At 68.3% G+C, this 26,327-nt stretch carries 27 protein-coding genes, 1 tRNA gene and 1 riboswitch; of the genes, 11 read left to right on the top strand and 17 right to left on the bottom strand.

Features of this window, described 5'->3' with window-relative positions; genetic code table 11:
* The first annotated feature begins 142 nt into the window (after positions 1-142).
* Positions 143-2,551 (top strand): transglycosylase domain-containing protein, encoded by a 2,409-nt coding sequence (locus OG959_RS24670; protein ID WP_326661790.1) that lies wholly within the window; start codon positions 143-145, stop codon positions 2,549-2,551.
* Between the two features lie 2 nt (positions 2,552-2,553).
* On the opposite strand, the gene OG959_RS24665 is transcribed toward OG959_RS24670, so the two are convergent.
* The 3 genes from OG959_RS24665 to OG959_RS24655 all read right to left on the bottom strand — a co-directional run bounded on the left by OG959_RS24665 (position 2,554) and on the right by OG959_RS24655 (position 3,761).
* Complete coding sequence (locus tag OG959_RS24665) at positions 2,554-2,874, bottom strand: DMT family transporter (RefSeq protein WP_018555875.1); 321 nt, start codon at positions 2,872-2,874, stop codon at positions 2,554-2,556.
* 37 nt (positions 2,875-2,911) lie between these two features.
* Positions 2,912-2,977: riboswitch (guanidine-III (ykkC-III) riboswitch) on the bottom strand.
* A 55-nt stretch (positions 2,978-3,032) separates the two neighbouring features.
* On the bottom strand, positions 3,033-3,371 hold the full coding sequence (locus tag OG959_RS24660; protein WP_136325477.1) for a GroES family chaperonin: 339 nt from the start codon (positions 3,369-3,371) through the stop codon (positions 3,033-3,035).
* 69 nt (positions 3,372-3,440) lie between these two features.
* Positions 3,441-3,761, bottom strand: a complete 321-nt coding sequence (locus tag OG959_RS24655) for a DUF3618 domain-containing protein (RefSeq protein WP_326661788.1) — start codon at positions 3,759-3,761, stop codon at positions 3,441-3,443.
* A 127-nt stretch (positions 3,762-3,888) separates the two neighbouring features.
* Between OG959_RS24655 and bcp the strand changes: the two genes are divergently transcribed.
* From bcp to OG959_RS24630, 5 genes are all read left to right on the top strand, one after another.
* The gene (bcp, locus tag OG959_RS24650) at positions 3,889-4,356 is read left to right on the top strand and encodes a thioredoxin-dependent thiol peroxidase (RefSeq protein WP_219574234.1); all 468 of its coding nucleotides are present in this window, start codon (positions 3,889-3,891) and stop codon (positions 4,354-4,356) included.
* A 151-nt stretch (positions 4,357-4,507) separates the two neighbouring features.
* On the top strand, positions 4,508-6,004 hold the full coding sequence (proP, locus tag OG959_RS24645; RefSeq protein ID WP_326661785.1) for a glycine betaine/L-proline transporter ProP: 1,497 nt from the start codon (positions 4,508-4,510) through the stop codon (positions 6,002-6,004).
* Positions 6,005-6,165: 161 nt separating this feature from the next.
* Complete coding sequence (locus OG959_RS24640) at positions 6,166-6,819, top strand: HNH endonuclease (RefSeq protein ID WP_326661783.1); 654 nt, start codon at positions 6,166-6,168, stop codon at positions 6,817-6,819.
* On the top strand, positions 6,816-7,484 hold the full coding sequence (locus OG959_RS24635; protein ID WP_326661782.1) for an HNH endonuclease: 669 nt from the start codon (positions 6,816-6,818) through the stop codon (positions 7,482-7,484). Before OG959_RS24640 ends, OG959_RS24635 begins: the two co-directional genes overlap by 4 nt.
* A 47-nt stretch (positions 7,485-7,531) precedes the next feature.
* A tRNA-Leu gene (locus tag OG959_RS24630) sits at positions 7,532-7,615 on the top strand.
* A gap of 61 nt (positions 7,616-7,676) precedes the next feature.
* On the opposite strand, the gene rdgB is transcribed toward OG959_RS24630, so the two are convergent.
* The 3 genes from rdgB to rph all read right to left on the bottom strand — a co-directional run bounded on the left by rdgB (position 7,677) and on the right by rph (position 9,545).
* Positions 7,677-8,279 (bottom strand): RdgB/HAM1 family non-canonical purine NTP pyrophosphatase, encoded by a 603-nt coding sequence (rdgB, locus tag OG959_RS24625; protein ID WP_326661781.1) that lies wholly within the window; start codon positions 8,277-8,279, stop codon positions 7,677-7,679.
* A 32-nt stretch (positions 8,280-8,311) separates the two neighbouring features.
* Complete coding sequence (locus tag OG959_RS24620; RefSeq protein WP_306082119.1) at positions 8,312-8,707, bottom strand: hypothetical protein; 396 nt, start codon at positions 8,705-8,707, stop codon at positions 8,312-8,314.
* 100 nt (positions 8,708-8,807) lie between these two features.
* Positions 8,808-9,545, bottom strand: coding sequence for a ribonuclease PH (gene rph / locus OG959_RS24615; RefSeq protein WP_326661777.1), 738 nt, complete (start codon positions 9,543-9,545; stop codon positions 8,808-8,810).
* A 127-nt stretch (positions 9,546-9,672) separates the two neighbouring features.
* On the opposite strand from rph, the gene OG959_RS24610 reads away from it, so the two are divergent.
* Positions 9,673-11,379: a GAF domain-containing SpoIIE family protein phosphatase gene (locus OG959_RS24610; protein ID WP_326661775.1), complete on the top strand. Its 1,707-nt coding sequence runs from the start codon at positions 9,673-9,675 to the stop codon at positions 11,377-11,379.
* A 102-nt stretch (positions 11,380-11,481) separates the two neighbouring features.
* On the opposite strand, the gene OG959_RS24605 is transcribed toward OG959_RS24610, so the two are convergent.
* Entirely contained in the window at positions 11,482-11,715 is a 234-nt protein-coding gene (locus OG959_RS24605; protein WP_018517946.1) for a glucose PTS transporter subunit EIIB, read from the bottom strand.
* Positions 11,716-11,937: 222 nt separating this feature from the next.
* On the opposite strand from OG959_RS24605, the gene OG959_RS24600 reads away from it, so the two are divergent.
* A complete protein-coding gene (locus OG959_RS24600) occupies positions 11,938-13,248 on the top strand; it encodes a PTS transporter subunit EIIC (protein ID WP_326661767.1) in 1,311 nt (436 codons plus the stop codon).
* Between the two features lie 266 nt (positions 13,249-13,514).
* Positions 13,515-14,765, top strand: coding sequence for a PTS transporter subunit EIIC (locus OG959_RS24595; protein WP_326661765.1), 1,251 nt, complete (start codon positions 13,515-13,517; stop codon positions 14,763-14,765).
* An 83-nt stretch (positions 14,766-14,848) separates the two neighbouring features.
* Here the strand turns inward: OG959_RS24595 and OG959_RS24590 are convergent, their stop codons facing one another.
* The 8 genes from OG959_RS24590 to clpS all read right to left on the bottom strand — a co-directional run bounded on the left by OG959_RS24590 (position 14,849) and on the right by clpS (position 20,869).
* Positions 14,849-15,601 (bottom strand): MBL fold metallo-hydrolase, encoded by a 753-nt coding sequence (locus OG959_RS24590; RefSeq protein WP_326661763.1) that lies wholly within the window; start codon positions 15,599-15,601, stop codon positions 14,849-14,851.
* A gap of 443 nt (positions 15,602-16,044) precedes the next feature.
* Positions 16,045-16,995, bottom strand: a complete 951-nt coding sequence (locus OG959_RS24585; RefSeq protein WP_326661761.1) for a PLP-dependent cysteine synthase family protein — start codon at positions 16,993-16,995, stop codon at positions 16,045-16,047.
* Positions 16,995-17,273: a MoaD/ThiS family protein gene (locus OG959_RS24580; protein WP_326661759.1), complete on the bottom strand. Its 279-nt coding sequence runs from the start codon at positions 17,271-17,273 to the stop codon at positions 16,995-16,997. Before OG959_RS24580 ends, OG959_RS24585 begins: the two co-directional genes overlap by 1 nt.
* A 125-nt stretch (positions 17,274-17,398) precedes the next feature.
* Complete coding sequence (locus OG959_RS24575) at positions 17,399-17,524, bottom strand: putative leader peptide (protein ID WP_261991849.1); 126 nt, start codon at positions 17,522-17,524, stop codon at positions 17,399-17,401.
* 133 nt (positions 17,525-17,657) lie between these two features.
* Positions 17,658-18,089 carry a M67 family metallopeptidase gene (locus OG959_RS24570; RefSeq protein WP_326661757.1) on the bottom strand — a complete coding sequence of 144 codons (432 nt, stop codon included), beginning with the start codon at positions 18,087-18,089 and terminating at the stop codon, positions 17,658-17,660.
* Positions 18,090-18,180: 91 nt separating this feature from the next.
* Entirely contained in the window at positions 18,181-19,617 is a 1,437-nt protein-coding gene (locus OG959_RS24565) for an amino acid permease (protein WP_326661755.1), read from the bottom strand.
* Positions 19,618-19,927: 310 nt separating this feature from the next.
* Positions 19,928-20,512, bottom strand: coding sequence for a DUF2017 domain-containing protein (locus OG959_RS24560; RefSeq protein ID WP_326661753.1), 585 nt, complete (start codon positions 20,510-20,512; stop codon positions 19,928-19,930).
* A gap of 51 nt (positions 20,513-20,563) precedes the next feature.
* Entirely contained in the window at positions 20,564-20,869 is a 306-nt protein-coding gene (gene clpS / locus OG959_RS24555) for an ATP-dependent Clp protease adapter ClpS (RefSeq protein WP_018555894.1), read from the bottom strand.
* A 111-nt stretch (positions 20,870-20,980) separates the two neighbouring features.
* Here clpS and OG959_RS24550 point away from each other — a divergent pair, with 111 nt between their 5' ends.
* Together OG959_RS24550 and OG959_RS24545 are read left to right on the top strand one after the other, a co-directional pair.
* Complete coding sequence (locus OG959_RS24550; protein ID WP_326661752.1) at positions 20,981-22,309, top strand: nicotinate phosphoribosyltransferase; 1,329 nt, start codon at positions 20,981-20,983, stop codon at positions 22,307-22,309.
* A gap of 229 nt (positions 22,310-22,538) precedes the next feature.
* Positions 22,539-23,126 carry an isochorismatase family protein gene (locus OG959_RS24545; protein ID WP_326661750.1) on the top strand — a complete coding sequence of 196 codons (588 nt, stop codon included), beginning with the start codon at positions 22,539-22,541 and terminating at the stop codon, positions 23,124-23,126.
* A gap of 13 nt (positions 23,127-23,139) precedes the next feature.
* On the opposite strand, the gene OG959_RS24540 is transcribed toward OG959_RS24545, so the two are convergent.
* Both OG959_RS24540 and OG959_RS24535 read right to left on the bottom strand, forming a co-directional pair.
* Positions 23,140-23,472 (bottom strand): hypothetical protein, encoded by a 333-nt coding sequence (locus OG959_RS24540; protein ID WP_326661748.1) that lies wholly within the window; start codon positions 23,470-23,472, stop codon positions 23,140-23,142.
* Between the two features lie 126 nt (positions 23,473-23,598).
* Positions 23,599-25,995 (bottom strand): immune inhibitor A domain-containing protein, encoded by a 2,397-nt coding sequence (locus OG959_RS24535; RefSeq protein WP_326661746.1) that lies wholly within the window; start codon positions 25,993-25,995, stop codon positions 23,599-23,601.
* Positions 25,996-26,327: the final 332 nt, after the last annotated feature.

Below are 26,327 nucleotides of genomic sequence, written 5' to 3'. Positions count from 1 at the left end.
GCCGTGCGCGGACACCAAAGCGCAGGAGCCTAGTCCAGCCGGGGGAACCGCCGCGACCGCTTTTCCGAGGTCGATCCGATGGTTATTCCGCAGAAAAGTGCAGTATGGGGGAACTGACCGCGGCCGAGGAGTCTGCACCGACATGAGCGACGAGCCACAGCAGCCGAACGGGGACCCGGCAGACCCGGGCTGGACCCCCAGGGACCTGTCTGCCGACGCTGCCGCCCCCGCGGAACAGGGCACCCCGGCCAAGGGCGCGGGCAAGCAGAAGAAGCCCAAGCGCCCCAAACGCACCGGCTGGCGCCGCGCCATCCCCACCTGGCGCATGGTCCTCGGCGCCGTCGTCCTCATCGCACTGGTCCTGATCGGCGGATTCATCGCCGGCTACCAACTCGTCGAGATCCCGCCCGCCAACGCCAGCGCCACCGCCCAGTCCAACGTCTACCTCTACAAGGACGGCAGCGTCATCGCCCGCGACGGCGAGGTGAACCGGGAGAACGTCAGACTCGCCCAGGTCCCCCTCACCGTCCAGCACGCCGTGCTCGCCGCCGAGGACCGCGACTTCTACTCCGAACGCGCCGTCGACATCAAGGCGATGGTCCGGGCCGGCTGGAACACCCTCACCGGCAAGGGCAAACAGGGCGGCTCCACCATCACCCAGCAGTACGTCAAGAACTACTACCTGGGCCAGGAACAGACGATCGTCCGCAAGATCAAGGAATTCTTCATCGCGATCAAGCTCAACCGCGAGGAGACCAAGGACCAGATCTTCGAGGGCTACCTCAACACCAGCTACTTCGGCCGCAACGCCTACGGCATCCAGGCCGCCGCCCAGGCCTACTACAGCAAGGACATCGGCGACATCACCACCGCCGAAGGCGCCTACCTCGCCTCCCTGCTCAACGCCCCCAGCGCCTACGACGTCATCACCCACCCCGAGAACAAGCCCGCGGCCCTCGCCCGCTGGAACTACGTACTCGACGGCATGGTCAAGGAGGAATGGCTCGGCGCCGGCGAACGCGCCGCCCTCACCTTCCCCCTGCCCGGACCCGTCAAGCCCGCCAACAGCCTCTCCGGACAGCGCGGCTACATCGTCCAGGCCGTCGAGGACTACCTGATCCAGAAGGACATCCTCGACGAGAAGACCCTCGCCACCCGCGGCTACCGCATCACCACCACCCTGGAGAAGAAGAAACAGGACGCCCTCGTCGAAGCCGTCGACGACAACGTCATGTCCAAGACCAGCAAGAAGAACAAGGCCGACCGCAACGTCCGCGTCGGCGGCGCCTCCATCGACCCCGCCACCGGCCGCGTCCTCGCCATGTACGGCGGCATCGACTACACCCGGCAGTACGTCAACAACGCGACCCGCCGCGACTATCAGGTCGGCTCCACCTTCAAACCGTTCGTCTTCACCTCCGCCGTCGCCAACCGCTCCACCACCCAGGACGGCCGCCGCATCACACCCAGCACCATCTACGACGGCACCAACAAACGCATGGTCCAGGGACCCGACGGACCCACCGGGTACGACCCGGCCAACGAGGACGACGTCAGCTACGGCCCCATCACCGTCCGCACCGCCACCGACAAGTCCGTCAACGCCGTCTACGCACAGATGGCCGAAGACGTCGGCCCCGAGAAGGTACGCACCACCGCCATCGACCTCGGCATCCCGAAGGACACCCCCGACCTCACCGCATCACCGTCGATCGCCCTCGGCCCCTCCACCGCCAGCGTCCTCGACATGACCGAGGCCTACGCCACCCTCGCCGACCACGGCAGGCACGGCGACCACGTCCTCGTCGACCAGGTCACCAAGGACGGCGAGAGCGTCAAGCTCCCCGACCGCACCACCAAGCAGACCGTCACCCGCGAAGCCGCCGACACCACCACGTCGATCCTCCGGAGCGTCGTCGACGGCGGCACCGGCACCGCCGCCCAGGGCTCCGGCCGCCCCTCCGCCGGAAAGACCGGCACCGCCGAGGAGGACAGGGCCGCCTGGTTCGCCGGCTACACCCCCGACCTCGCCACCGTCATCGCCGTCATGGGCCAGGACCCCGACACCGGCGCCCAGAAATCCCTCTACGGAGCACTCGGCCTGCCCCGCATCAACGGCGGCGGCGCCCCCGCCCAGACCTGGGCCCAGTACACCCGCACCGCCCTGCGCGGCACCCCCGTCGCCAACTTCCGCCTCGACCTGGAACGCGGCACCGACGAGACCGAACTCCCCAGCGACGAGGACACCGCGCCCGGCACCACCGGACAGCCCTCCCGAACCCCCTCCAACACCGCACCCACCACGTCCTCCAGCGCCCCGCCCACCACCCCGTCCGCCCCGGAGACCACCCCCGGCACCACCGACAACCCCATCGGCGGCTTCACGAACGGCGGCACGGACACCGGCGGCCCCGACGGAGGCACCACAGGCGGCGAGGACGACGGCGGCGGGAACAACGGCGGAAACGACAACGGCGGCGCAGACAACAGCGGCGGAGGCCTCCTCGAAGGCGCCCGCGGCACCCGCGCCCCCGCCGCCGTCCGTCCGTGACGTCAGTGACCCGAAGTCGCCTTCAGCCCCACCACAGCCACCAACAGCAGACACACGAAGAAGATCCGGGCCGCCGTCACCGGCTCATGCAGCACCACCATGCCCAGCACCGCCGCACCCGCCGCACCGATACCGACCCACACCCCGTACGCCGTACCGATCGGCAACGTCCGCGCCGCATGCGACAGCAACAGCATGCTCGCCACGATCCCCAGCCCCGTGAACACACTCGGCCACAGCCGGGTGAACCCCTCGGTGTACTTCATCCCGATCGACCAGGCCACTTCCAGCAGACCCGCGACCACCAACAGAACCCACGCCATGACGGCACCTCCGACGACAGAACACACGAACAACACGGGTGCGTCGTCTTTACGGAAACCCGGTACGGCGCGTCTCGTCGGGGTCCCACCACCGTAGCAAAGAACAGGCAAAAGGCCTGGTGACAACGGTCACCAGGCCTCACACGCCACCATCGGGACTACAGATACAGGCCGGTCGAATCCACCGAACCCTCGAACCGGTCCGCGGCCACCGCATGCAGATCCCGCTCCCGCATCAGCACATACGCCACGCCCCGCACCTCCACCTCGGCACGGTCCTCGGGGTCGTACAGCACCCGGTCCCCCGGCTCCACCGTCCGCACGTTCTGCCCCACCGCGACCACCACGGCCCACCCCAGCCGGCGCCCGACCGCAGCCGTCGCCGGAATCAGAATGCCGCCGCCGGAACGCCGCTCACCCTCGGGCGAATCGGACCGGACCAGCACACGGTCGTGCAGCATCCGGATGGGCAGCTTGTCGTCGCTGTTCTCGCTCACGCCCCGCAACCTACCCGGCCGCGAGGCGAGCGCACGCCCTCGGGGGTCGTGAGATGCCGCCGGGAACGGTCAACGCTTCCCGCGCCGCCCCGACACGACGACCAGACCCACCACACCCACCACGAGCAACGCCGCCGGAATCACCCGCTCCAGACGCGGCGCACCGTCCTCCGACACGAACTGCGCCTTCACGTCCGACACCGTCCGGTTCACCGCGACGAACGCCCGCCCGGCCGTCCGGTCCACGGCCTCGGCCGCCTTCGCCTTCGCGTCACCAACGATCGTCTTCGGGTGCACCCGCACCCCGATCTCATCGAGCACCACCGCGAGCTGGTCGCGCCTGCTGATGATGTCCGCCTCGATCTGCGCAGGGGTCCTGGCATCCGACACTGCGCCGCCTCCGTGGTCCTCGTCCGGTAAACCTTCATCGACAGTCTGTCAGCTCGACCGCTCCCGCACCCGGCGGCACCCCTATTACGCTCGGTCCCGTACACCCCACGTACCAACGAGGAGAACCATGAGCGAGCGACTCAAGCCCGGCGACACCGCCCCCGCCTTCACCCTCCCCGACGCCGACGGGAACGACGTCTCGCTCGCGGACCACAAGGGCCGCAAGGTCATCGTCTACTTCTACCCGCGTGCGCTTACCCCCGGCTGCACCAAGCAGGCCTGCGACTTCACCGACAACCTCGACCTCCTCACCGCCGCCGGGTACGACGTCATCGGCGTCTCCCCCGACAAGCCGGAGAAACTCGCGAAATTCCGCGACGAGGAGAACCTCAAGGTCACCCTGGTCGGCGACCCCGCCAAGGAGACCCTGGAGGCCTACGGCGCCTTCGGCGAGAAGCAGAACTACGGCAAAACGGTGATGGGCGTCATCCGCTCCACGATCGTCGTCGACGAGAACGGCAAGGTCGAGCACGCCTTCTACAACGTGCGCGCCACCGGCCACGTCGCCAAGATCATCAAGGACCTCGGCATCTGAGCGAAGGCCAAACTGGCCAAAACCCCCCGCGGATTGGGCCGAACGGCCGAAACATGTGATGGACATCCCAATCCACGGGCGAATCGGTTTGCAACCGCCATGACCGCGCAGAAGCCTTTCCTGGAACACCCACCGAGGAAAGGACCCGGCCATGGCGGCCTCCGACCCCCACCAGGCGGCCGACCCCGAAGCGGTCAAACGCCACCCCGCCCTCTTCCGTGCCATCCGAAAGCGCCAGAACCCCAAGCTGCGCCGGACGGACATCACCATCACGGACGACCAGGCGGTCAAGCGCGCGGTCAAGGCGGCGTCACTCGGTAACGCCATGGAGTGGTTCGACTTCGGTATCTACTCCTACCTGGCAGCCACCCTGGGCCATGTCTTCTTCCCCTCCGGGAACGACACCACCCAGCTCCTCTCCTCCTTCGCCACCTTCGCCGTGGCCTTCCTCGTGCGACCCCTCGGCGGCATGTTCTTCGGCCCCATGGGCGACAAGATCGGCCGCAAGAAGGTCCTCGCCCTCACCATGATCCTGATGGCGGTCGGCACCTTCGCCATCGGCGTCATCCCCTCCCACGACACCATCGGCGTCGGGGCCCCCATCCTCCTCATCCTCTTCCGGATGCTCCAGGGCTTCTCGACCGGCGGCGAGTACGGCGGCGCGTCCACCTTCATCGCCGAGTACGCCCCCGACAAACGACGCGGCTACTTCGGCAGCTTCCTCGAATTCGGCACCCTCGCCGGATACGTCGGCGCCGCCGGCCTCGTCACCGCGCTCTACGCCCTGCTCAACGACACCCAGATGGAAGCCTGGGGCTGGCGCATCCCCTTCCTCGTCGCCGGCCCCCTCGGCCTCGTCGGCCTCTACCTGCGACTGCGCCTCGACGAGACCCCCGCCTTCCAGAAGCTGGAGGGCGGCACCGCACACGCCACCGAGGCGGCGGACGGCGTCGAGACCACCGCCAAGGGCGACCTCGCCAAGATCTTCCGCAACTACTGGCCGACGCTGATCCTCTGCATCTGCCTGGTCGGCGCGTACAACATCACCGACTACATGCTGCTGTCGTACATGCCGACGTACCTCTCCGACGAACTCGGCTACAGCGAGACCCACGGCCTGCTGATCCTGCTCGCCGTCATGGTCTTCCTGATGCTGATCATCAGCCAGGTCGGCAAGCTCTCGGACCACTTCGGCCGCAAGCCCCTCCTCATGACGGGCATGATCGGCTTCCTGGTCCTCTCCCTCCCCGCCTTCCTCCTGATCCGCCAGGGCAGCATCCCGGCCATCACGATCGGCATGCTGATGCTGGGCCTCTCCCTGGTCTGCATGCTCGGCACGATGTCCGCGGCGCTCCCGGCCCTGTTCCCGACGAACGTCCGCTACGGATCCCTGTCGGTGGGCTACAACCTGTCGGCGTCGATCTTCGGCGGTACGACCCCGCTGGTCATCACGGCCCTGATCAGCTGGTCGGGCAGCAACCTGATGCCGGCGTACTACGCGATGGCGGCGGCGCTGGTCGGTGTGATCGCGGTGGCCTGCATGAAGGAGACCGCGAACAAGCCGCTGGCGGGCTCGCCCCCGTCGGTGGAGACGAGCGCGGAGGCGGAGGAACTGGTCGCGGCCCAGACGCCGGACCCGAAGTTCTGACCCGTCCTGTCCCGCATGACGGAATGGCCCGCCCCGCTTCGGTTGCCGCCGAAGCGGGGCGGGCCATTCCGCATCTTGTCGGATATCGGACGTGACTCTCCGATAAACGGTTCGTTACTCCGTACGAGGCCGCGAACGGGCGGCCGGATGCGGAGGGGAACGTGCCAGCCAGCCCTTACACCCGCGAGCGGCTCTCGAAGGCCGTCTCATCGTCACGGACGTTATCTGAGGCATTGCCGAAACTGGGGGTCGACCCGAAGAGCCGCACCCGGGGCTACCTCCGGGAACGGATGCGGAAAATGGGGGTGAATACCGGGCATTTCGAACGCGAGGGGGCTCGCTGGACCAAAGACGTCCTCGAGCCCGTGGTCGCTGCGTCGAGAAGCGTGCATGAGGTAGTACAGCGTCTCGGTCTCGAGATGGTTGGCGGACACCACACCAACATCAGCCGCCGGATCAAGTCGTACGGCCTCGACACCTCCCACTTCGTGAAGCCCTCACGAGCAGGTGTCAAGCAGCGTCGCCGCACACCTCAGGAACTACTGGTCCAGGACAATTCACCTCATGCACGCCGCGTTCCCGGCGCCCGGCTCAAAGTCGCGATGACGGCGCTCGGCGTTGCGGAGCGGTGCGCCGACTGCGGGACGGAACCGATGTGGTGTGGCCATCCGCTGACCTTGGAGGTGGACCACATCAACGGCAGGTGGCGCGACAACCGACTGGAGAACTTGCGACTACTCTGTCCCAATTGCCACTCGACGACGGACACCTACCGCGGCCGCGGCAAGGGGCGCCGAGCAGGTGCTGGACTATGAGCGAGAGGCGTGCGTACACCCGCGAGCGACTGGTCGAGGCGGCCGAGCAATGCGCCGATGTCGACGCGGTCGTAGCGTTCTTCGGGACAACTCCCTACAACAGGCTGAAGAGGTACCTGCTCAACCGCTTTGCCCACTTCGGCATCGACATCTCCCACTTCCAGCGCTGCAACCCTGACGCCCACGTGACGCGTCCTGCGGTATCCGTTGTGCAGGGAGCAGTGGCAGCCTCTCGATCCGTCGCTGAGCTGCTCAGGAGACTCGGCCTTCCGGACAACCGGCGCCAGCGGGCTCTGCTGCGCGAGTGGATCATCGAGATGGGGCTTACGACCTCACACTTTCTCGGCCAGGCGCACCAGCGCGGTCTACCCGGCACCACGCCCCTCAAGCCCGCTGCCGAGGTCTTGGTCAAACACGAACGCAAAGGCCGCACGAAGGCCACGTTGCTACGGCGAGCGCTCGCCGAAATCGGCGTGCCTGAGCGGTGTGCGGGGTGTGGAACTGGCCCGAGCTGGCAAGGCAGGCGCCTGACTCTCGAGGTGGACCACATCAACGGCGACTGGGTCGATGACCGCGCCGAGAACCTTCGACTCCTCTGCCCGAACTGCCATGCCATCACGTCCACGTGGTGCCGCGGGGGCGCGCGCCGAACAGCGGCGGAGTGAGGCGCCTACCACCTCGGCGGCCTGCCCGGTACCATGTCAGGCGGCTAGCGGCGGTGGTGCAGAGGTGACACAGCAGACTTAGGATCTGTGGCCCGTGAAACGGCTTGAGGGTTCGAATCCCTTCCGCCGCACCGAAACGGCCTGTCCGCCGAATCATCGGCGGACAGGCCGTTCGTGGGTTCCGGGCTGCGCTCAGCCCACCAACTCCCGCACCACCGGCACCAGCCCCCGGAACGCCTTCCCCCGGTGGCTGATCGCGTTCTTCTCCGCCGGGGTCAGCTCCGCACAGGTGCGGGTCTCGCCCTCCGGCTGGAGGATCGGGTCGTAGCCGAAGCCGCCCGTGCCGGACGGGGTGGGGCGCAGGGTGCCGAGGAGGCGGCCCTCGACCACGCGTTCCGTGCCGTCGGGGAGGGCGAGCGCGGCGGCGCAGGCGAAGTGGGCCGCGCGGTGCGGGGTGTCGATGTCGGAGAGCTGGGCCAGGAGCAGGTCCAGGTTGGCCCGGTCGTTGCCGTGGGTGCCGGCCCAGCGGGCCGAGAAGATGCCGGGGGCGCCGCCGAGTACGTCGACGCAGAGGCCGGAGTCGTCGGCGATGGCGGGGTGGCCGGTGGCCTGGGCGAGGGCGTGGGCCTTGAGGAGGGCGTTCTCGGCGAAGGTGACGCCGGTTTCCTTGACGTCGGGGATCTCCGGGTACGCGTCCGCGCCGACGAGCTCGTGGGTGAGGCCTGCGTCGGCGAGGATCGCGTGGAGTTCGGTGATCTTCCCGGCGTTGCGGGTGGCGAGGATGAGGCGGGTCATGGGTCGATTATCGCCGCCCGGGTGGCTGTGGCTTACGGGGTGCAGACCTTGCCGATCTCCGTTGCCGCGTCGGTGACGGGGGTGATGTCGGGAGTGGCGTCGCCCTTGTCGATGGAGTCGCGGACGTTGGCGACGCCGGCCTGGAGGTCGTCGACGGCCTTGGTGAGGTCGGCGTCGTCGGTCTTGTCGCCGAGGTTGCCGAGTTCCTTCTCGATCTCGTCGAGTGATTCGGAGGCCTGGGTGGGGTCGCTGGAGGCGTTGGCGACGGCCTGCTGGAGGTTGTCGACGCTGGTGGCGATGGCGTCGGCGGTGCGGACGCAGTCGAGGGTCTTGTCGAGGGCGCTGCAGCCTGCTGCGGCGGTGACGGTGAGCAGCGTGGCGGTGATGGCCAGTGCGGTGCGGCGGTGGCGTCGGTGGCGCGTGGCCATGGTGGGTCCCTCCCCGGGTGCGGATGCGCGGACGGGCGCACGGTTCGACCCGTGCGCCCGTATTCGTATCGACGCTGTGCGTGGGGACTTGGTTGCTTCTTTACTCGCCGAGGGTGCGGGTGAGGGCGTCGTTCTGGAACCGGGTGAGGTCGACGCAGCCTGCGGTGGCGAGGTCGAGGAGGGCGTTCAGTTCCTTGCGGTCGAAGGGCTCGGCCTCGGCGGTGCCCTGGATCTCGACGAAGCGGCCGTCGCCGGTGCAGACGACGTTCATGTCGGTCTCGGCGCGGACGTCTTCCTCGTAGCAGAGGTCGAGGAGGGGGGTGCCGTCGACGATGCCGACGCTGATCGCGGAGACGGTGCCGGTGAGCGGCTTGCGGCCGTGCTTGATGATCTTCTTGCCCTGGGCCCAGGTGATGGCGTCGGCGAGGGCGACGTAGGCGCCGGTGATGGCGGCGGTGCGGGTGCCGCCGTCGGCCTGGAGGACGTCGCAGTCGAGGACGACGGTGTTCTCGCCGAGGGCCTTGTAGTCGATGACGGCGCGCAGCGAGCGGCCGATGAGGCGGCTGATCTCGTGGGTGCGGCCGCCGATCTTGCCGCGTACGGATTCGCGGTCGCCGCGGGTGTTGGTGGAGCGGGGCAGCATGGAGTATTCGGCGGTGACCCAGCCTTCGCCGCTGCCCTTGCGCCAGCGCGGGACGCCTTCGGTGACGGAGGCGGTGCAGAAGACTTTGGTGTCGCCGAAGGAGATGAGTACGGATCCTTCGGCGTGCTTGCTCCATCCGCGTTCGATGGTGACGGGGCGGAGCTGGTCGGGGGTGCGGCCGTCGATACGAGACATGGCGAAAGCCTATCCGGCGGGTGGCGGGACCTTTGGCCCGCTGTCCGGGGACGTTCAGCCTTTCCGCCTTTACTGTGAGATTGCTTAAGCTTTTAGTATCTAAGTCTCTCCTCACAGGAAGTTCCTGATGCCCCTCCCTTCGAGTCAGACAATCCGGCCGCAGCTTGCGGCACCGCGTCTGCCGCTGGCGGACCACCTCGCGTCCGTCCAGGTTCTGGAGGGTGCGCCGCATGGGATCGTCATCGCTTCCGCCGAGCGGGGAGCGACGACGGTGTTCGCGAACGGGCGGCTGGCGGAGCTGTTCGGGGCGCCGGTGCCCCCGGAGCCGGGCGGGCTGGCCCGGGCCGCGACGTCCTTCAGTGACCGCAACGGCGAGCCGTTGCGGTTCGCCGAGTCGCCGCTCGGGGTGGCGCTGGGTCTGCGTCGTCCGGCGCGGGCCGAGGTGCGGTACATGCCGGAGGGCGCGCGGGCGCTGTGGCTGGACATCAGCGCCGTTCCGCTGGACTCCGGGCCGGGTGAGCTGCCGCTGGCGGTCGCGTTCGTCCATGACGTCTCGCAGCAGCGGCGGTCGGCCGATGACCTGGACGAGGTGAACCGCAGGCTGGCGGAGCAGTTGGAGGACGCGACCTGGGTGCACGGTCTGGCGGAGCGGCTGACGGATCACGACAGTGTGGACGGGACGCTGCATCAGGTGCTGGGTGAGGGTGCGCGGCTGCTGCGGGCGGACATGGGGGTGGCGCGGCTGCGGGACGAGGACGGTGCGCTGATGCGGACGCGTGCGTTGTACGGGATGCCGGCGGATGTGCGGTCGGTGCGTGAGGCGGTGGAGGCGTTGCCGCCGGGGCGGTTCCTGGTCGATGAGGCGGAGGCGGCGGGTGGTGCGCTGATCGTGGAGGACGTGGAGACCGATCCGTCGTGTTCGCCGCGGATGCGTGAGCTGGGGCGTGCGGCGGGGTTCCGCCGGGTGTACGCGCTGGCGCTCAGTACGACGTCGGGCCGGCGGCTGGGTGTGGTGGCGTGGGCGTGGCGGGAGCCGGGGCGGCCGACGCTGCGGCAGCGGCAGTTGGTGGGGACGTACTGCCGGTTCGCGGGGCAGATGGTCGAGAACAATCTGTTGTACGAGCGTGAGCGCCGGATCGCGGGGACGCTTCAGCAGTCGATGCTGGCGCAGGAGCTGCCGGAGATCGCGGGGGTGCAGGTCGCGGCGTGCAGTCTGCCGGGGGCGCGGGGGATGCAGGCCGGGGGTGACTGGTACGACGTGATGGCGCTGCCGGGCGGGAAGGCGGGGCTGGCGCTGGGTGACGTGATGGGCAAGGGGTTGCGGGCGGCGACGGCGATGGGGCAGTTGCGGACGGCGTTGCGCAGTTATGCGTTGGTGGAGGGTGAGGATCCGGTGGCGGTGCTGTCGGATCTGAACGCGTTGAGTCAGGACATGGCGCTGACGGATCTGGCGACGGTGTTGTACATGACGGTGGATCCGCGGGAGCGGCGGGCGGTGGTGGCGTCGGCCGGTCATTGTCCGCCGTTGCTGGTGGACCATTCGGGGGCGCGGTTCCTGCGTGCGGGGCAGGGGGTGCCGCTGGGCGTGGTGGATGAGTGGGATGCGGAGGCGGACGAGTTCGAGCTGCCGGCGGGGGCGTTGCTGGTGCTGTACACGGATGGTCTGGTGGAGCGGCGCGGGGAGGAGTTGGGGGTGGGGCTGGAGCGTCTGCGTGCGGCGGCGCTGGCGGCGCCTTCGGATGTGGGTGATCTGTGCGCGTACCTGGTGGAGGCGTGCCTGGACGACGGTGAGACGTCGGATGATGTGGCGATCCTGGCGGTGCGGGTGCGCTGAGGGCGGGCGCCCGTGGGGTGCCGGGGTACGCCGCAGGCCCCGTCCGGGTGGGCGGGGCCTGCGGTGTGCCGGGTGGTTGGCCCGGTCGGGTTCAGCGGTGGGTCACATCATGTCTTCGATGTCGGCGGCGATGGGGTCGGCGTCGGTGCCGATGACGACCTGGATCGCGGTGCCCATCTTGACGACGCCGTGGGCTCCGGCGGCCTTGAGCGCGGCTTCGTCGACCTTGCTCGGGTCGATGACCTCGGTGCGGAGGCGGGTGATGCAGCCTTCGACCTCTTCGATGTTCTCGATTCCGCCGAGCCCGGCGACGATCTTCTCAGCCTTGCTGGCCATGGCCTTCTCCCTGGTTCTTCACGTACATGCGACGGCCCACCCTGGGTCCGTTTCGTCACGGTAACGCACGGTTGGCCCAACTTCGCGAGCGAGTAGCCGATCCATCACCAAAGATGACGATCACCGGCGCCCTGTCTTCCGGGCGGGCTCCGCACCGTACCGCAACTGGTCTACACCAGTCTGCAACACCCGCCAAACGTGGCCTGTTCCGGGAGGACGCCGATGAGCTCAAGCAGCGCAGCGATCCCACAGAAAAAGTGGTGGAACGGCCTCTTCCAGGGCCTGCAGAAGATGGGGCGCAGCCTGCAGCTCCCGATCGCCGTCCTGCCGGCGGCAGGCATCCTGAACCGGCTCGGCCAGCCGGATGTGTTCGGCGACGAAGGTCTCGGCTGGAACAACATCGCCAAGGTGTTCGCGGCGGCCGGTGGTGCGCTGCTGGACTCGGGACTGGGCCTGCCGTTGCTGTTCTGCGTGGGTGTCGCGATCGGCATGGCGAAGAAGGCCGACGGTTCGACGGCGCTGGCCGCGGTGACGGGTTTCCTCGTCTACTACGCGGTGCTGCACGCGTTCCCGGTGGACTGCCCCGGGGGGGCGACGTTCACGTCGGGCGGCACCTGGTTCGGTACGTGCGTCACGGACGACGCGCAGGTGACGGCGGCCGAGTACCAGAACCCGGGGGTGTTCGGCGGCATCGTGATGGGCCTGATGTCGGCCTGGTTCTGGCAGCGGTACCACCGGGTGAAGCTGGTGGACTGGCTGGGCTTCTTCAACGGCCGCCGGCTCGTCCCGATCATCATGGCGTTCGTGGGGCTGCTCTTCGCGGCGCTGTGCGCCTGGTTGTGGCAGCCGGTGGGTGACGCGCTGACCAGCTTCTCGGAGTGGCTGGTGGATCTGAACTGGCTGGGCTCCGGCATCTTCGGCATCGCGAACCGCGCCCTGCTCGTCTTCGGGCTGCACCAGTTCCTGAACACGTTCGTCTGGTTCCAGTTCGGTGACTTCACGAAGCCGGACGGCACGGTCGTGCACGGTGACATCAACCGGTTCCTGGCCGGTGACCCGACGGCCGGTCAGTTCACGACGGGCTTCTTCCCGATCATGATGTTCGCGCTGCCCGCGGCGGCCCTGGCGATCTACCACTGCGCCAAGCCGCATCGCCGCAAGGCGGTGGGCGGCCTGATGGTCTCGGTCGGGCTGACGTCGTTCGTGACGGGAATCACGGAGCCGATCGAGTACTCGTTCCTGTTCGTCGCGCCGGTGCTGTACGCGATCCACGCGGTGCTCACCGGTGTGTCGATGGCGGTGACCTGGGCGCTCGGGGCGAAGGACGGCTTCAGCTTCTCGGCCGGCCTCATCGACTACGTCATCAACTGGAGTCTGGCGACGAAACCCTGGCTGATCATTCCGATCGGGCTGGCGTTCGCCGTTGTGTACTACGTGATCTTCCGGTTCGCGATCACCAGGTTCAACCTCCAGACGCCGGGCCGCGAGCCCGACGAGGTGGAGGAGGAGATCGAGAAGGACCTCACGAAGTAACCCCTCCGACCAGGGCTTATACCCTGGACGGCGAAGGCCCTCGGACTTCCGGTCCGGGGGCCTTCGGCATGTCACTGTGCGTACGTGATGGCTACTGCGAAGTAGTCGGAAATTGCAGGTTCCTTATCTAACCCTCACCGTGCTACAACTGGTCTACACCACTCAGTGGTCCAGACCACGCGCCGCGCAGCGGCGCGTTTCTCGAGTCGTCGCCCACCCCCAGAACACCCTGTCCCTGGCGGCGCCTTGCCTACTGGAGGAAGTTGATGAGTACGGCCACCGCTACGGCGGCCCCCGCGAAGAAGCGGGGCTCCGGCGTGTTCCAGGGCCTGCAGAAGGTGGGGCGCAGCCTCCAGCTGCCGATCGCCGTGCTGCCGGCCGCGGGCATTCTGCTCCGTCTCGGCCAGCCCGACGTCTTCGGTGACGACGGTCTCGGCTGGCACAAGGTCGCCTCCGTGTTCGCCACCGCGGGCGGCGCGGTCTTCGACAACCTCCCGATGCTGTTCTGCATCGGTGTCGCCATCGGGTTCGCCAAGAAGTCGGACGGCTCCACCGCCCTGGCCGCGCTCGTCGGCTTCCTGGTCTACAGCAACGTGCTCAAGGCCTTCCCGGTCACCGAAGCGGTGATCCAGAAGGGCGCGGACACCGCGGCGACGTACAACAACCCCGGTGTCCTCGGCGGCATCCTGATGGGTCTCGTCTCAGCGGTCCTGTGGCAGAAGTTCCACCGCAAGAAGCTGGTCGACTGGCTCGGCTTCTTCAACGGCCGCCGGCTCGTCCCGATCATCATGGCCTTCGTCGGTGTGATCTTCGGTGTGTTCTTCGGCCTGGTCTGGGAGCCCATCGGTGAGGGCATATCCAACTTCGGCGAGTGGATGACGGGCCTCGGTTCCTTCGGTGCCGGACTCTTCGGCCTGATCAACCGCGCTCTGCTGCCCGTCGGCATGCACCAGTTCGTCAACACGGTCTCGTGGTTCCAGCTGGGTGACTTCACCGACGCCACGGGCGCGGTCGTGCACGGCGACCTGAACCGCTTCTTCGCCGGTGACCCGGCCTCGGGTCAGTTCATGTCGGGCTTCTTCCCGATCATGATGTTCGGCCTCCCGGCCGCCGCCATCGCCATCGCCCACGCCGCTCGCCCCGAGCGCCGCAAGGCCGTGATGGGCATGATGATCTCCCTCGCGCTGACCTCGTTCGTCACCGGTGTGACCGAGCCGATCGAGTTCTCGTTCATGTTCATCGCGCCGGTCCTCTACGCGATCCACGCGGTGCTGACCGCCCTGTCGATGGCCATTACCTGGGCACTGGGCGTGCACGCCGGATTCACCTTCTCCGCGGGCTTCATCGACTACGCGCTGAACTGGAACCTGGCGACCAAGCCGTGGCTGATCATCCCGATCGGCCTGGTCTTCGGAGTGGTCTACTACGTGCTCTTCCGCTTCGCGATCACGAAGTTCAACCTCACCACCCCGGGCCGCGAGCCCGAGGAGGAGGTCGAGGACCTGACCAAGGCGTAAGCCGGGTCCGTCCCACGACAGCTCGAAGCCCTCACCTTCCCGGCGGAAGGTGAGGGCTTCGTCGTGCGTGGGGCGCCTGCGCGCTAGATCTCGTAGACCGCGCCCGGGACCGCGAGCTCCGTCGGGCCGTCGAAGACCTCGCGGGCGTCGGCGAGGTTGCGGTCGGCGTCGGTCCACGGGGGGATGTGGGTGAGGACCAGGCGGCCCACCTGTGCCCGGGCGGCGAGCTCGCCCGCCTCGCGGCCGTTGAGGTGGAGGTCCGGGATGTCCTCCTTGCCGTGCACGAACGACGCCTCGCAGAGGAAGAGGTCGGCGCCCTCCGCGAGCTCGTCCAGGGCCTCGCACGTGCCGGTGTCGCCGGAGTACGTGAGCGAGCTGCCGCCGTGCTCGATGCGGATGCCGAACGTGTCGACGGGGTGGCAGAGCTTCTCCGTACGGACCGAGAAGGGGCCGATGTCGAAGGAGCCGGGCTTCAGCGTGTGGAAGTCGAAGACCTCGCTCATCGCGTGGTCGGACGGGGTGTCGGCGTGCGCGGTGGTGAGCCGCTGCTCCGTGCCGTCGGGGCCGTAGACCGGGATGCGGGCCGGGCGTCCGCCGTCGGGCGGGTAGTACCGGACGACGAAGTACGCGCACATGTCGATGCAGTGGTCGGCATGGAGGTGGCTGAGGAAAATGGCGTCGAGGTCGTAGAGACCGACGTGGCGCTGCAGCTCGCCGAGGGCGCCGTTGCCCATGTCGAGTAGCAGCCTGAAGCCGTCGGCCTCTACGAGGTAGCTCGAGCATGCCGATCCCGCGGACGGGAACGAGCCGGAGCAGCCGACGACGGTGAGCTTCATGGAGCGTGAACCTCCGAGACGTGGGAACGGGGAGGGTTCGTGCGGTTCGTTGAGCGGTTTGTTGAGCGTAAGGCGCGAAAGAGGTGGTCGCTCCTTCGGAGTGTGCCGTTGTGGGGGAACTCACCTGTGCTGTCACCGGTTCGATGGAAGCGGGGCGCCCCCGGGGGCGCGGGTGGGGGGTGTGGTGTGACGGGGGGTGGGGTGCGCCTGCGGCGGGCCTGTTCCCCTCCCCGCCCCTTCCCGTAACCGGGGCTCCGCCCCGGACCCCGCACCTCAAACGCCGGCGGGGCTGGGTTTCACGACGGCGGGAGGCAAATTCAAGCCCCTCCGGCGATTGAGGAGCGGGGGTGCGGGGCGGAGCCCCCGAAACGGCGGACGCCGGGGGCCCGGACCGGTGTGGTCCTGGCCCCCGGCGTCGTCCGGGGTGCGTACAGCGCGTGGGACTACGCCCAGAGCTGGCCCTGCAGCGTTTCGATGGCCGCTTCCGTCGTGGGCGCGGTGTAGACGCCCGTCGACAGGTACTTCCAGCCGCCGTCCGCGACGACGAAGACGATGTCGGCGCTCTCCCCCGCCTTGACCGCCTTGTTGCCGACACCGATCGCGGCGTGGAGCGCGGCGCCGGTGGAGACGCCCGCGAAGATGCCCTCCTGCTGAAGGAGTTCGCGGGTGCGGGTGACCGCGTCGGCGGAGCCGACCGAGAAGCGGGTGGTGAGCACCGAGGCGTCGTAGAGCTCGGGGACGAAGCCCTCGTCGAGGTTGCGCAGGCCGTAGACGAGGTCGTCGTAGCGCGGTTCGGCGGCGACGATCTTGATGCCCTTGACGTGTTCGCGCAGGTAGCGGCCGACGCCCATGAGGGTGCCGGTGGTGCCGAGGCCGGCCACGAAGTGGGTGATGGAGGGGAGGTCCGTGAGGATCTCGGGGCCGGTGGTGGCGTAGTGGGCGCCGGCGTTGTCGGGGTTGCCGTACTGGTACAGCATCACCCAGTCCGGGTGCTCCGCCGACAGTTCCTTGGCGACGCGGACGGCGGTGTTGGAGCCGCCCGCCGCCGGGGAGGAGATGATCTCGGCGCCCCACATGGCCAGCAGGTCGCGCCGCTCCTGGGAGGTGTTCTCCGGCATCACGCAGACGATGCGGTAGCCCTTGAGCTTGGCCGCCATGGCCAGCGAGATGCCGGTGTTGCCGCTGGTGGGTTCGAGGATGGTGCAGCCGGGGGTGAGCCGGCCGTCCTTCTCGGCCTGCTCGACCATGTGGAGCGCGGGGCGGTCCTTGATCGAGCCGGTGGGGTTGCGGTCCTCCAGCTTGGCCCAGATGCGGACGTCGTCCGACGGTGACAGCCGCGGCAGGCGGACGAGCGGGGTGTTGCCCACTGCGGCGAGCGGGCTGTCATAGCGCATCAGTTCATGCCGCCGGCGACGGCCGGGAGGATGGTGATGTTGTCGCCGTCGCTGAGCTTGGTGGAGATGCCGTCCAGGAAGCGGACGTCCTCGTCGTTGAGGTAGACGTTCACGAAGCGGCGGAGCTGCTCGCCGTCGACGATGCGCTCCCGGATGCCGGTGTGGCGGGTCTCCAGGTCCGTGAAGAGGTCGGCGAGGGTGTCCCCGTTGCCTTCGACGGCCTTGGCGCCGTCGGTGTAGGTGCGGAGGATGGTCGGGATGCGGACCTCGATGGCCATGGCGTGGGCTCCTGTCGAAGCTGAGTGGTGGCGGTGGGCGTGGGGCGCGCGGCTCTGCCCCCGCGCAGGGGTCGGTACGTGAAGAGTGGCGTCCGGTGGGGCGGCGCGCCGGGCCTCGGTGCGGCTCAGGCCTCGCGGCCGGCGGTCCGGTGGTTCGTACAGATCGCGCTGGCGAGTCGGCACAGGTCGACGTGCAGGCGCGCCACGAGCAGCGTGCCCGGCGTCTTGTCGCTCACGTCATGGGGAACCATGCGCTCATCGTATCGATTCCCGGTCCGGGATCCGGAATGTGATCTCACCTGGTGGATGGTCGGCGTTCGACAGATGGACAGGGCCGGGCGGGCGGCCCTGTCCGGGCGCTGTGGGCGGGGGCCGGTGTCGAGGTCAGGAGGCGGCGTACGCCTCGACGACCTGCACGTCCTCCTCGGTGATCTCGCCGTCCACGATGCGGTACGAGCGGAACTGGAAGGGCCCGGCCTCGTCGGCGTCGGCGGTGGAGACGAGGACGTAGTGGGCGCCGGGCTCGTTGGCGTACGTGACGTCGGTGCGGGAGGGGTAGGCCTCGGTCGCGGTGTGCGAGTGGTAGACGATCACGGGTTCCTCGTCGCGGTCGTCCATGTCGCGGTAGAGCTTGAGGAGGTCGGCCGAGTCGAATTCGTAGAACGTGGGCGAGCGGGCCGCGTTGAGCATGGGGATGAAGCGTTCGGGGCGGCCGGTTCCGGCGGGCCCGGCGACCACGCCGCACGCCTCGTCGGGGTGGTCGGCGCGGGAGTGCGCGACGATCTGGTCGTACAGCGCCTGGGTGATGGTCAGCATGGCGCCCAGGATAGGACGACGGGCCCCCGCGTACCGAGGAGTGGTACGCGGGGGCCCGCATCGTGGACTCGACCTCTGCGGGGCCTGGGGTTCAGCGGCCGGCGAAGGCCTTGTTCTCGGGGTTGCGGGCCTTGAGGACCAGGTAGGAGACGCCCAGGATCAGGGCCCACAGCGGGGCGCAGTAGAGCGAGATCCTGGTGTCCTTGTCGATGCCCATCATGACGATGACGACGCCGATGAAGGCGAGGGCGAAGACACTGGTGTACGGGGCTCCGGGGGCCCGGAAGGTGGACTGCGGGAGGTCGCCCCGGTCGGCGAGGCGGCGGTAGCGGATCTGGCTGATCAGGATCATGATCCAGGCCCACATGCCGGAGATGGTGGCGAAGGAGACGACGTAGGTGAAGGCGTCACCGGGCCACTGGTAGTTGATCCAGACGCCGACGAGCATCAGGGCGGCGGAGAACGTGGTGCCGACCAGCGGGGTGCCGCTCCTGGTCAGCTTGGTGAAGAACTTCGGTCCCTGCCCGTTGAGCGCGAGGTCGCGCAGCATGCGGCCGGTGGAGTACATCCCGGAGTTGCAGGAGGAGAGCGCGGCGGTCAGGACGACGAAGTTGACGATGCCCGCGCCGACGCCGAGGCCCATCTTCTTGAAGGCTTCGACGAACGGGGAGACGTCCGGCGAGAACTCGGTCCAGGGCACGACCGAGAGGATCATGATGAGGGCGCCGACGTAGAAGACGGCGATGCGCCACGGCACGGTGTTGATCGCCTTGGGCAGGACGGTCTTCGGGTCCTTCGACTCGCCCGCGGTGACGCCGACGAGTTCGACGGCGAGGAAGGCGAACATCACGATCTGCAGCGTCATCAGGGTGCCCTTGATGCCGTGCGGGAAGAATCCGCCGTCGGACCAGAGATGGCTGACGGACGCGGTGTCGCCGGCGTCGGAGAAGCCGAGGGTGAGAATTCCGGCGCAGATGAGGATCATGCCGACGATGGCGGTGACCTTGACCATCGAGAACCAGAATTCGAGTTCACCGAACAGCTTTACGGAGATCAGGTTCACGCCGTACAGGATGATCGTGAAGATCAGCGCGGACACCCATTGAGGAATGTCGAACCAGAACGTCATGTACTGGGCTGCCGCGGTGACTTCGGTGATTCCGGTGACGACCCAGAACAGCCAGTAGGTCCAGCCGGTGACGAATCCCGCGAAGGGGCCGATGAATTCGCGGGCGTACTCCGAGAAGGAGCCCGAGACCGGGCGGTACATGAGGAGTTCGCCCAGGGCCCGCATGATGAAGAAGATCACCAGGCCTGCGATGGCGTACGCCAGGATGAGGCTGGGTCCGGCCTTGGCGATGGCTTTGCCCGCGCCGAGGAAGAGGCCGGTGCCGATGGCCCCGCCGATCGCGATCATCTGGATCTGGCGGGCGCCGAGTGCCCGCTGATAGCCCTCGGCGGACGTGGTGGCATCCGCGGCTGCGGCGTGCGGGCCCTGTCCCTTGTCGTCGACCTGCGCCGATGTCATGTGCTGCGCCTTTCTCCACGCTGATCCGAGCCTTGCGACTGCGGATCAGGTCCTGATCCCCCCGGATATGGATGGAGTGCTGCCGGTGGTTGCCGGACTCGTCGCGCCTACCCGGGAACAGGGGTGGCGTCCCCGAGTGGTCGTGAAGATTTATCACGGGCACATCGGTGATCCACCGGACATTATGTGGCGCACACCACAGGAAAAAGCGGACAACGGTGTCCAGGCGCTGCAAAAAAGACCGATCAGGTGACGCGATCGTTATTTGGATTTGAGCGTCCGTTGAGCGAACATCCGAGAGTCCGGTCCCTTACGGCATCAGCGTTTCGACCAGCGTTTCCTGGAGCGCGCCCAGCCAGAGATAGGCCATGACCATGGGCTTGCGCGGATCGCTGTCCGGCAGCCGGTAGAGGGAGCCGTCCTCGCCGCCGTCCTCGTCGGAGACCTCCAGGCGGGTGCCGATGGTGAGGCGGAGGTCGTTGAGGGAGCCCAGCCAGCTGCGGCACTCGTCGGCGGTGAGCGTGAGTACGGCCGCGCTGTCCCCGGCGGGCGTGAGCGCGTCCAGGGTGCGGACGACGACGAGGGCGTCGTCGCGCTTGCGGGTGCGCAGGTCGTTCTCGGTGAAGCGGCGGAACTCGGCGGACGCGGCGCGCAGTTCGGTGTCGTCGTCGCCGTAGGCCTCGGGGAAGAGGCGGGCCAGGGCCGGGTCGGAGGGCGGTTCGCTGGGGCCCTCGGCGAAGAGGGCGGCGAGCGGGTCCTCGCCCTCGGCGGGTTCGTCGCCGGGTCCGATGAGTTCGAGCAGCTGGACGGCGAGGGAGCGCAGGATCGCGATCTCCACCTCGTCGAGCGCGACGGCCGCGCCGCCGCCGGGGGTGGCCTCGAAGTGGCCGGCCATGGGTTGACTCCGATGGTGGTCGGGCGGGCGGGGCGGGGGTGAATCAGGGGGTCAGTTGCGGTCCTGGGTGAGGGTGGCCCACAGTCCGTAGCCGTGCATGGCCTGGACGTCGCGTTCCATCTCTTCGCGGCTGCCGCTGGAGACGACGGCGCGGCCCTTCTGGTGGACGTCCAGCATCAGTTTGTGGGCCTTGTCCTTGGAGTAGCCGAAGTAGGCCTGGAAGACATAGGTCACGTAGCTCATGAGGTTGACCGGGTCGTTGTGGACCAGCGTCACCCAGGGGACGTCGGGCTCGGGGACAACGAGGTTCTCCTCGGCCGATTCGGGACGTTCGATCTCTACGGGGGCGACGCTCACCTACCCCATGCTGCCACTCGGGAGGGTCCATCGCACAAACGGGGCCGGTGGCGCGGCGGGCGCGACACCCCCATCTCGTCACTTTGACGAAATAGGGGTAGCATCCCCGGCATGAACTCAGCGGACCTTGGGCGACGGGTCGGTGTGCCGTCGACCGCACTCTTCACCGACCAGTACGAGCTCACGATGGTGCAGGCCGCACTGAAGGCCGGCACCGCCGGGCGGCGCTCGGTCTTCGAGGCGTTCACCCGCCGGCTGCCCGAGGGGCGGCGCTACGGCGTCGTCGCGGGCATCGGGCGGGTCCTGGACGCGGTGGAGAACTTCCACTTCGACGACGAGATGCTCGCCTTCCTGCGCGACCAGAACGTGGTCGACGGGCCCACCCTCGACTATCTGTCCGACTACCGCTTCAGCGGCGACATCTGGGGCTACCCGGAGGGCGAGGTGTACTTCCCGGGCTCGCCGGTCCTGCGGGTCGAGGGCTCCTTCGCCGAGTGCGTGCTGCTGGAGACGGTGATCCTGTCGATCCTCAACCACGACTCGGCGATCGCCGCGGCGGCCTCGCGGATGTCGGCGGCGGCGGGCGGGCGCGGGCTCATCGAGATGGGTGCCCGGCGCACGCACGAGCTGTCGGCGGTGGCCTCGGCCCGTGCCGCGTACATCGGCGGCTTCGACACCACGTCCGACCTGGCCGCGGGCTTCCGCTACAACATCCCGACCGTGGGCACGAGCGCCCACGCGTTCACCCTGCTGCACGACTCCGAGCGCGACGCGTTCCGGGCACAGGTCGACTCGCTGGGCCGGGACACGACGCTGCTGGTCGACACGTACGACGTCACCGCGGCGGTCCGTACGGCGGTCGAGGTGGCCGGGACGGAGCTGGGGGCGGTCCGGATCGACTCGGGCGACCTGCTGCTCGTCGCGCACCGGGTGCGCCAGCAGCTGGACGAGCTGGGCGCGACGGGCACGAAGATCGTGGTGACGTCGGACCTGGACGAGTACGCCATCGCCTCGCTGGCCGCGGCACCGGTGGACGCGTACGGGGTGGGCACGCAGCTGGTGACCGGCAGCGGGCACCCCACCTGCTCGATGGTCTACAAGCTGGTCGCCCGCGCCTCCTCGGGGGACCCGGCGGACGAGCTGCGGCCGGTGGCGAAGAAGTCGATGGGCGCGAAGTCCTCGAAGGGCGGTCGCAAGTGGGCGGCCCGCCGGCTGGACGAGGACGGGGTGGCCGAGGCCGAGGTGATCGGCACGGGCCCGGTCCCGGCGGAGCTGGCCGGCCGGCAGCTGCTGGTGGAGCTGGTCAGGGATGGCGAGGTCGTGGCGCGCGAGCCGCTGGAGGCGGCCCGGGAGCGGCACATCGCCGCGCGGGCGGGGTTGCCGATGTCGGCGATGCAGTTGTCGCGGGGGGAGCCGGTACTGCCTACGGAGTACGTGTGAGGGTGCGGCTCGGTTCGGTGCGGGGTGCCGGGGGCGCCCGGCTATCGCTTTGTCCTCAATCTCCCCCATAGCCTGAAAGGCATGGGGGGACCCCCTCGACGGGCTTCATTTTGCCCGGACGGGCTTGATTTGCGCGAGCGCCCCCTCCCTAACGCAAGCCTGATTCCCTAGGCTCGGCACCACCCCCGTAGCCGCCCCCTCCCTCCTCCCCCACCGAAGGACACCCGTCATGCACCGCGCCTTGATCGTCGTGGACGTCCAGAACGACTTCTGCGAAGGCGGGAGCCTCGCGGTCGCCGGGGGCGCCGATGTCGCCGCCGCCATCACCGATCTGATCGGTGAGGCCCAGCCGGGATACCGGCACGTGGTGGCCACCCGTGACCACCACGTCGACCCGGGTGACCACTTCTCCTCCGCGCCCGACTTCGAGCACTCCTGGCCCGCGCACTGCGTCGCCGGTACGGAAGGGGTGGGCTTCCACCCCAATTTCGCCCCCGCGGTCGCCTCCGGGGCGATCGACACCGTCTTCGACAAGGGTGCGTACGCCGCCGCGTACAGCGGCTTCGAGGGTCAGGACGAGAACGGGACGGGGCTGGCCGCGTGGCTGCGGGAGCGCGGGGTCACCGAGGTCGACGTGGTCGGTATCGCGACCGACCACTGCGTCCGGGCCACCGCGCTCGACGCCGTCCGCGAGGGCTTCGCCACGCACGTGCTGCTGGAGCTGACCGCGGGCGTGGCCGAGGCGACGACGGACCGGGCGCTGGCCGAGCTGCGGGACGCCGGTGTGGTGCTCTCCGGCAAGCCGACGGTCGGCTGAGGGCTCAGCGGGCTCAGTTCTGCCGGGCCGGCAGGGCGGGCCTCAGGAGGGCGCGTATCGGGTGCCAGAGCTCCTGGGCCCGCTCGGGTCTCGCGCGCCACAGGAGGCCGTCGGGGTGGTGCAGGACGGCGGTGATCTCGTCCGGCGTGGGCGGCTCCGCGTTGCCGCGGAGGTAGACCGCGCGCAGGCCCAGATTGCGCAGCCGGGTCAGGGCCCGGGCCCGGTTCGCCGCGTGTACCAGGACGCGTACCGGAGTGTCCGGTCCCACGCCCTCCGCCGGGCTCGGCAGCGTGATCGCGACGACCACACTGCCGTTCGGCAATTTGCTGAATCCTCCGCCTGCCATGCTCCGCGCTCCCCCGTGAGACGTCGTGTGTCAATAAGAAACTGAACAAGAGGCACCTAAACACGATCGGCCGTCGCCCGCTAGAGGGCGACGGCCGATCATGCTTTGACCTGCAGTTTTACCGAATTACTTGTGCGAGGGACCCACCTTGACGGTGACCGTCGAGCCGCTGAGCGGCTCGCTGACGATCGAGATCCGGGTGTTGGTGTCAGTTACCTGCACGCTTCCGGTCTTGTTCTCCTTGTACCAGTAGGTGCCCTTGTGGTCGTCGAAGACCGGAACGCCGAGCTGCGGCTTGATCTTCGTGGCCACGTCACCGTTGTGCAGCGTGAAGCCGTCGGTGGGGTACCAGCTGAACGGAGCGTCGAAGGGCTGGATCTTGTTGCGGATGACCGTGCCGTCCGACCACTTCAGCGGCTTGGCGTGCGCGTCGATCGGCAGGATCAGGCCCTGACCCGGGTGGGTCGAGACGTTGTTGTCCTTCTGCGAGCCGTCCCACAGCCAGATGAGCAGGCCGTTCTGGTACGGGTAGTGCTCGACCCAGTCCGGACGGGTGTTGGCGAACCCGAAGTTGTACGGGCCGACCTTGAGGGTCTGGTCGTACGAGACGTACTGGCGGTTCTCCGCGATGTAGCGCTGCGGGTAGTCCTTGGTGAAGGACGAGCCCACCCGCGAGAAGCCCTTGACGGTCCAGCCGTTGTCGTCGCCCTCGGCGTTGTCCGTGAAGAGCGCGGCGCCGTCGGCGTTGACCGCGATGGTGTCGGCCGCGAAACCGACGCCGCCCGCGCCACCGTCGGTGGTGTAGCGGAAGCGGATGTCGATCTTCTTGCCCGCGTAGGCGTCCAGCGAGTACGAGAGCTTCTTGTACGCACCGGAGACGTCGGTCAGCGCCGGCTTGTCACTGGCGTCGCGCGGGATGGCCTTGCCGTCGGCGGTGCCGTCGATCGCGGTCCAGCTGGTGCCACCGTTCTCCGACACCTCGGTGTAGAGGTAGTCGTAGTCGGCCTCGATGTCCCACCAGCCCGAAAGGTCCAGGGACGCCTTGGACTTGCCGGTCAGGTCGACCGGACGGGACAGGGTGTTGTTGAGGTTGTCACCCATGTCGCTCCACCACTGCTTGGCGCCCTCGGCGGGCGTCGTGACAGCGGTGGTGACGGCCTTGTCGGGCAGCTCGACGACGAGTGCCTGCTTGTTGCTGGTGTTGTACTCGGACACACCCAGCTTGTGGGTGGACTTCGTCGCGGCCTTGGCCACGTCGTAGTCCAGCCAGCCGAGCTGGAGCTTGTCCCAGGCGGTCATGTCGCCGGGCAGGTCACCGATGCTGTTCTTGCCGGTGCCGAGCCAGGAACCGGCCGACATCAGCGACCAGAAACCGACCGAGTTCTCGGCGGTGTTGGTCGTGTCGTACAGGTCCGGCAGACCGAGGTCGTGGCCGTACTCGTGGGCGAAGACGCCCAGGCCGCCGTTCTCGGGCTGTGCGGTGTAGTCGCCGACCCAGATGCCGGTGTCACCGATCTGGGTGCCGCCGGCCTTGTTCTCGGCCGGGCCGGTCGCGCCGGCGTTGGTGCCGTAGGCGTACCAGCGGTGCGCCCAGATGGCGTTGGTGCCCTCGACGCCGCCGCCCGCGGACTCGTCCTCGCCGGCGTGCACGATCTGGAAGTGATCGATGTAGCCGTCGGGCTCGTTGAAGTTGCCGTCACCGTCGAAGTCGTAACGGTCCCACTGGTCGTACTGGGCGAGATCCGCCTTGATCTGCTCGGGCGTACGGCCCTTGACCTTCTGGTCGGCGGCCCAGGCGTTGACGCCGTCCTTGATCATGTCCCAGGCGTTGGCGCAGTTGGTCGAACCGCAGTAGTTCGAGCCGTAGCGTGCCTCGTTGTACGGGACCTTGACCCAGTCGGAGACCTCGCCCTCGACCGAGTAGCGTCCGGAGGACGTCTTCTCGTAGTACGTCTTGAGCGAGTTCTTCCCGGCACCCTCACCGAAGTACAGGTCCTGGAAGTGGGCCTGGTTGTAATCGGCCTGCCAGGCGGTGCTGTTGTCCTTCTTGGGGTCCGGCTTGGCTATCTTGTTGTGCGCCGGGCCGGGCGTGCCGCCGTACTTCGGGACGGCGGGCTTGGGGCCGGCACCGTCCGGGTCGAACATGGTCGTGTTGTCGACCTGGTCGCCGAACTCCACCAGAACGGTGAAGATCTTGTCGGTCTTCTCGCGGCCGAGCTCGACGTACTTGTTGTCGTCGAGCTTGACGACCTTCGAACCGCTGCGCTCCGACACCTTCTTGTCGCCGGATATGACCTGTTCGAGAGCGGCCTGACGCTGGGCGTCCTGCTGCTTGCTGAACGGGCCTTCCAGGTCGTGCGCGTTGCCCTTGGCCGACCCCGGGTCCCGGCGGTCTACGGCCGTGGCGCTACTTGACGCCTGGTCATCTGCCTGAGCGGTGGCGAAGGCGGATGCGGTGGCGGCGGTTGCGGCCATGGCCACGACAACCGCCCCGGTGCGAAGCGCCCGTCTTTTAATGATCACGTGATGCAGTCCTCCCCGACGCCCGCGGCAGCGGCCTTGGAGGTGTGAAGGGGCCGCGCGCGGAAACGCGTCACAAGTGACGACATTCGACCGGAGTTACGGAAGAAAAGACAGACCTTGACTTGAACAGGCCAAGTGCACTATGCAGGAGTCCATTTCCGCTATCCGGACGATCGCTCCGCGCCGGACCGGCGCGCGAAAGCCCCCCAGGGGCGTGCGGCATGACTCCATGCGCCCCCCGTGCACCGGTACCGTGGGTTAGGTGACGCTTACTACCCGTTCCGCTCGGGCATTCACCGTCGTAGAGTCACTTGACAGCGAAACCGTGTCGA

The organism is Streptomyces sp. NBC_00385 (genome assembly GCF_035917155.1).
Classification (GTDB): domain Bacteria; phylum Actinomycetota; class Actinomycetes; order Streptomycetales; family Streptomycetaceae; genus Streptomyces; species Streptomyces poriferorum.
Note: the sequence above shows the minus strand (reverse complement) of the source record. Positions and strands in the feature narration are given on the sequence as shown.

Bases quoted from the DNA above. Each gene is read 5' to 3' on its own strand.
- OG959_RS24670 (WP_326661790.1), top strand. From the start codon at position 143: ATGAGCGACGAGCCACAGCAGCCGAACGGGGACCCGGCAGACCCGGGC.
- OG959_RS24665 (WP_018555875.1), bottom strand. From the start codon at position 2,874: ATGGCGTGGGTTCTGTTGGTGGTCGCGGGTCTGCTGGAAGTGGCCTGG.
- bcp (WP_219574234.1), top strand. From the start codon at position 3,889: ATGAGCGAGCGACTCAAGCCCGGCGACACCGCCCCCGCCTTCACCCTC.
- proP (WP_326661785.1), top strand. From the start codon at position 4,508: ATGGCGGCCTCCGACCCCCACCAGGCGGCCGACCCCGAAGCGGTCAAA.
- OG959_RS24635 (WP_326661782.1), top strand. From the start codon at position 6,816: ATGAGCGAGAGGCGTGCGTACACCCGCGAGCGACTGGTCGAGGCGGCC.
- rdgB (WP_326661781.1), bottom strand. From the start codon at position 8,279: ATGACCCGCCTCATCCTCGCCACCCGCAACGCCGGGAAGATCACCGAA.
- OG959_RS24620 (WP_306082119.1), bottom strand. From the start codon at position 8,707: ATGGCCACGCGCCACCGACGCCACCGCCGCACCGCACTGGCCATCACC.
- rph (WP_326661777.1), bottom strand. From the start codon at position 9,545: ATGTCTCGTATCGACGGCCGCACCCCCGACCAGCTCCGCCCCGTCACC.
- OG959_RS24610 (WP_326661775.1), top strand. From the start codon at position 9,673: ATGCCCCTCCCTTCGAGTCAGACAATCCGGCCGCAGCTTGCGGCACCG.
- OG959_RS24605 (WP_018517946.1), bottom strand. From the start codon at position 11,715: ATGGCCAGCAAGGCTGAGAAGATCGTCGCCGGGCTCGGCGGAATCGAG.
- OG959_RS24600 (WP_326661767.1), top strand. From the start codon at position 11,938: ATGAGCTCAAGCAGCGCAGCGATCCCACAGAAAAAGTGGTGGAACGGC.
- OG959_RS24595 (WP_326661765.1), top strand. From the start codon at position 13,515: ATGAGTACGGCCACCGCTACGGCGGCCCCCGCGAAGAAGCGGGGCTCC.
- OG959_RS24590 (WP_326661763.1), bottom strand. From the start codon at position 15,601: ATGAAGCTCACCGTCGTCGGCTGCTCCGGCTCGTTCCCGTCCGCGGGA.
- OG959_RS24585 (WP_326661761.1), bottom strand. From the start codon at position 16,995: ATGCGCTATGACAGCCCGCTCGCCGCAGTGGGCAACACCCCGCTCGTC.
- OG959_RS24580 (WP_326661759.1), bottom strand. From the start codon at position 17,273: ATGGCCATCGAGGTCCGCATCCCGACCATCCTCCGCACCTACACCGAC.
- OG959_RS24575 (WP_261991849.1), bottom strand. From the start codon at position 17,524: ATGGTTCCCCATGACGTGAGCGACAAGACGCCGGGCACGCTGCTCGTG.
- OG959_RS24570 (WP_326661757.1), bottom strand. From the start codon at position 18,089: ATGCTGACCATCACCCAGGCGCTGTACGACCAGATCGTCGCGCACTCC.
- OG959_RS24565 (WP_326661755.1), bottom strand. From the start codon at position 19,617: ATGACATCGGCGCAGGTCGACGACAAGGGACAGGGCCCGCACGCCGCA.
- OG959_RS24560 (WP_326661753.1), bottom strand. From the start codon at position 20,512: ATGGCCGGCCACTTCGAGGCCACCCCCGGCGGCGGCGCGGCCGTCGCG.
- OG959_RS24550 (WP_326661752.1), top strand. From the start codon at position 20,981: ATGAACTCAGCGGACCTTGGGCGACGGGTCGGTGTGCCGTCGACCGCA.
- OG959_RS24545 (WP_326661750.1), top strand. From the start codon at position 22,539: ATGCACCGCGCCTTGATCGTCGTGGACGTCCAGAACGACTTCTGCGAA.
- OG959_RS24540 (WP_326661748.1), bottom strand. From the start codon at position 23,472: ATGGCAGGCGGAGGATTCAGCAAATTGCCGAACGGCAGTGTGGTCGTC.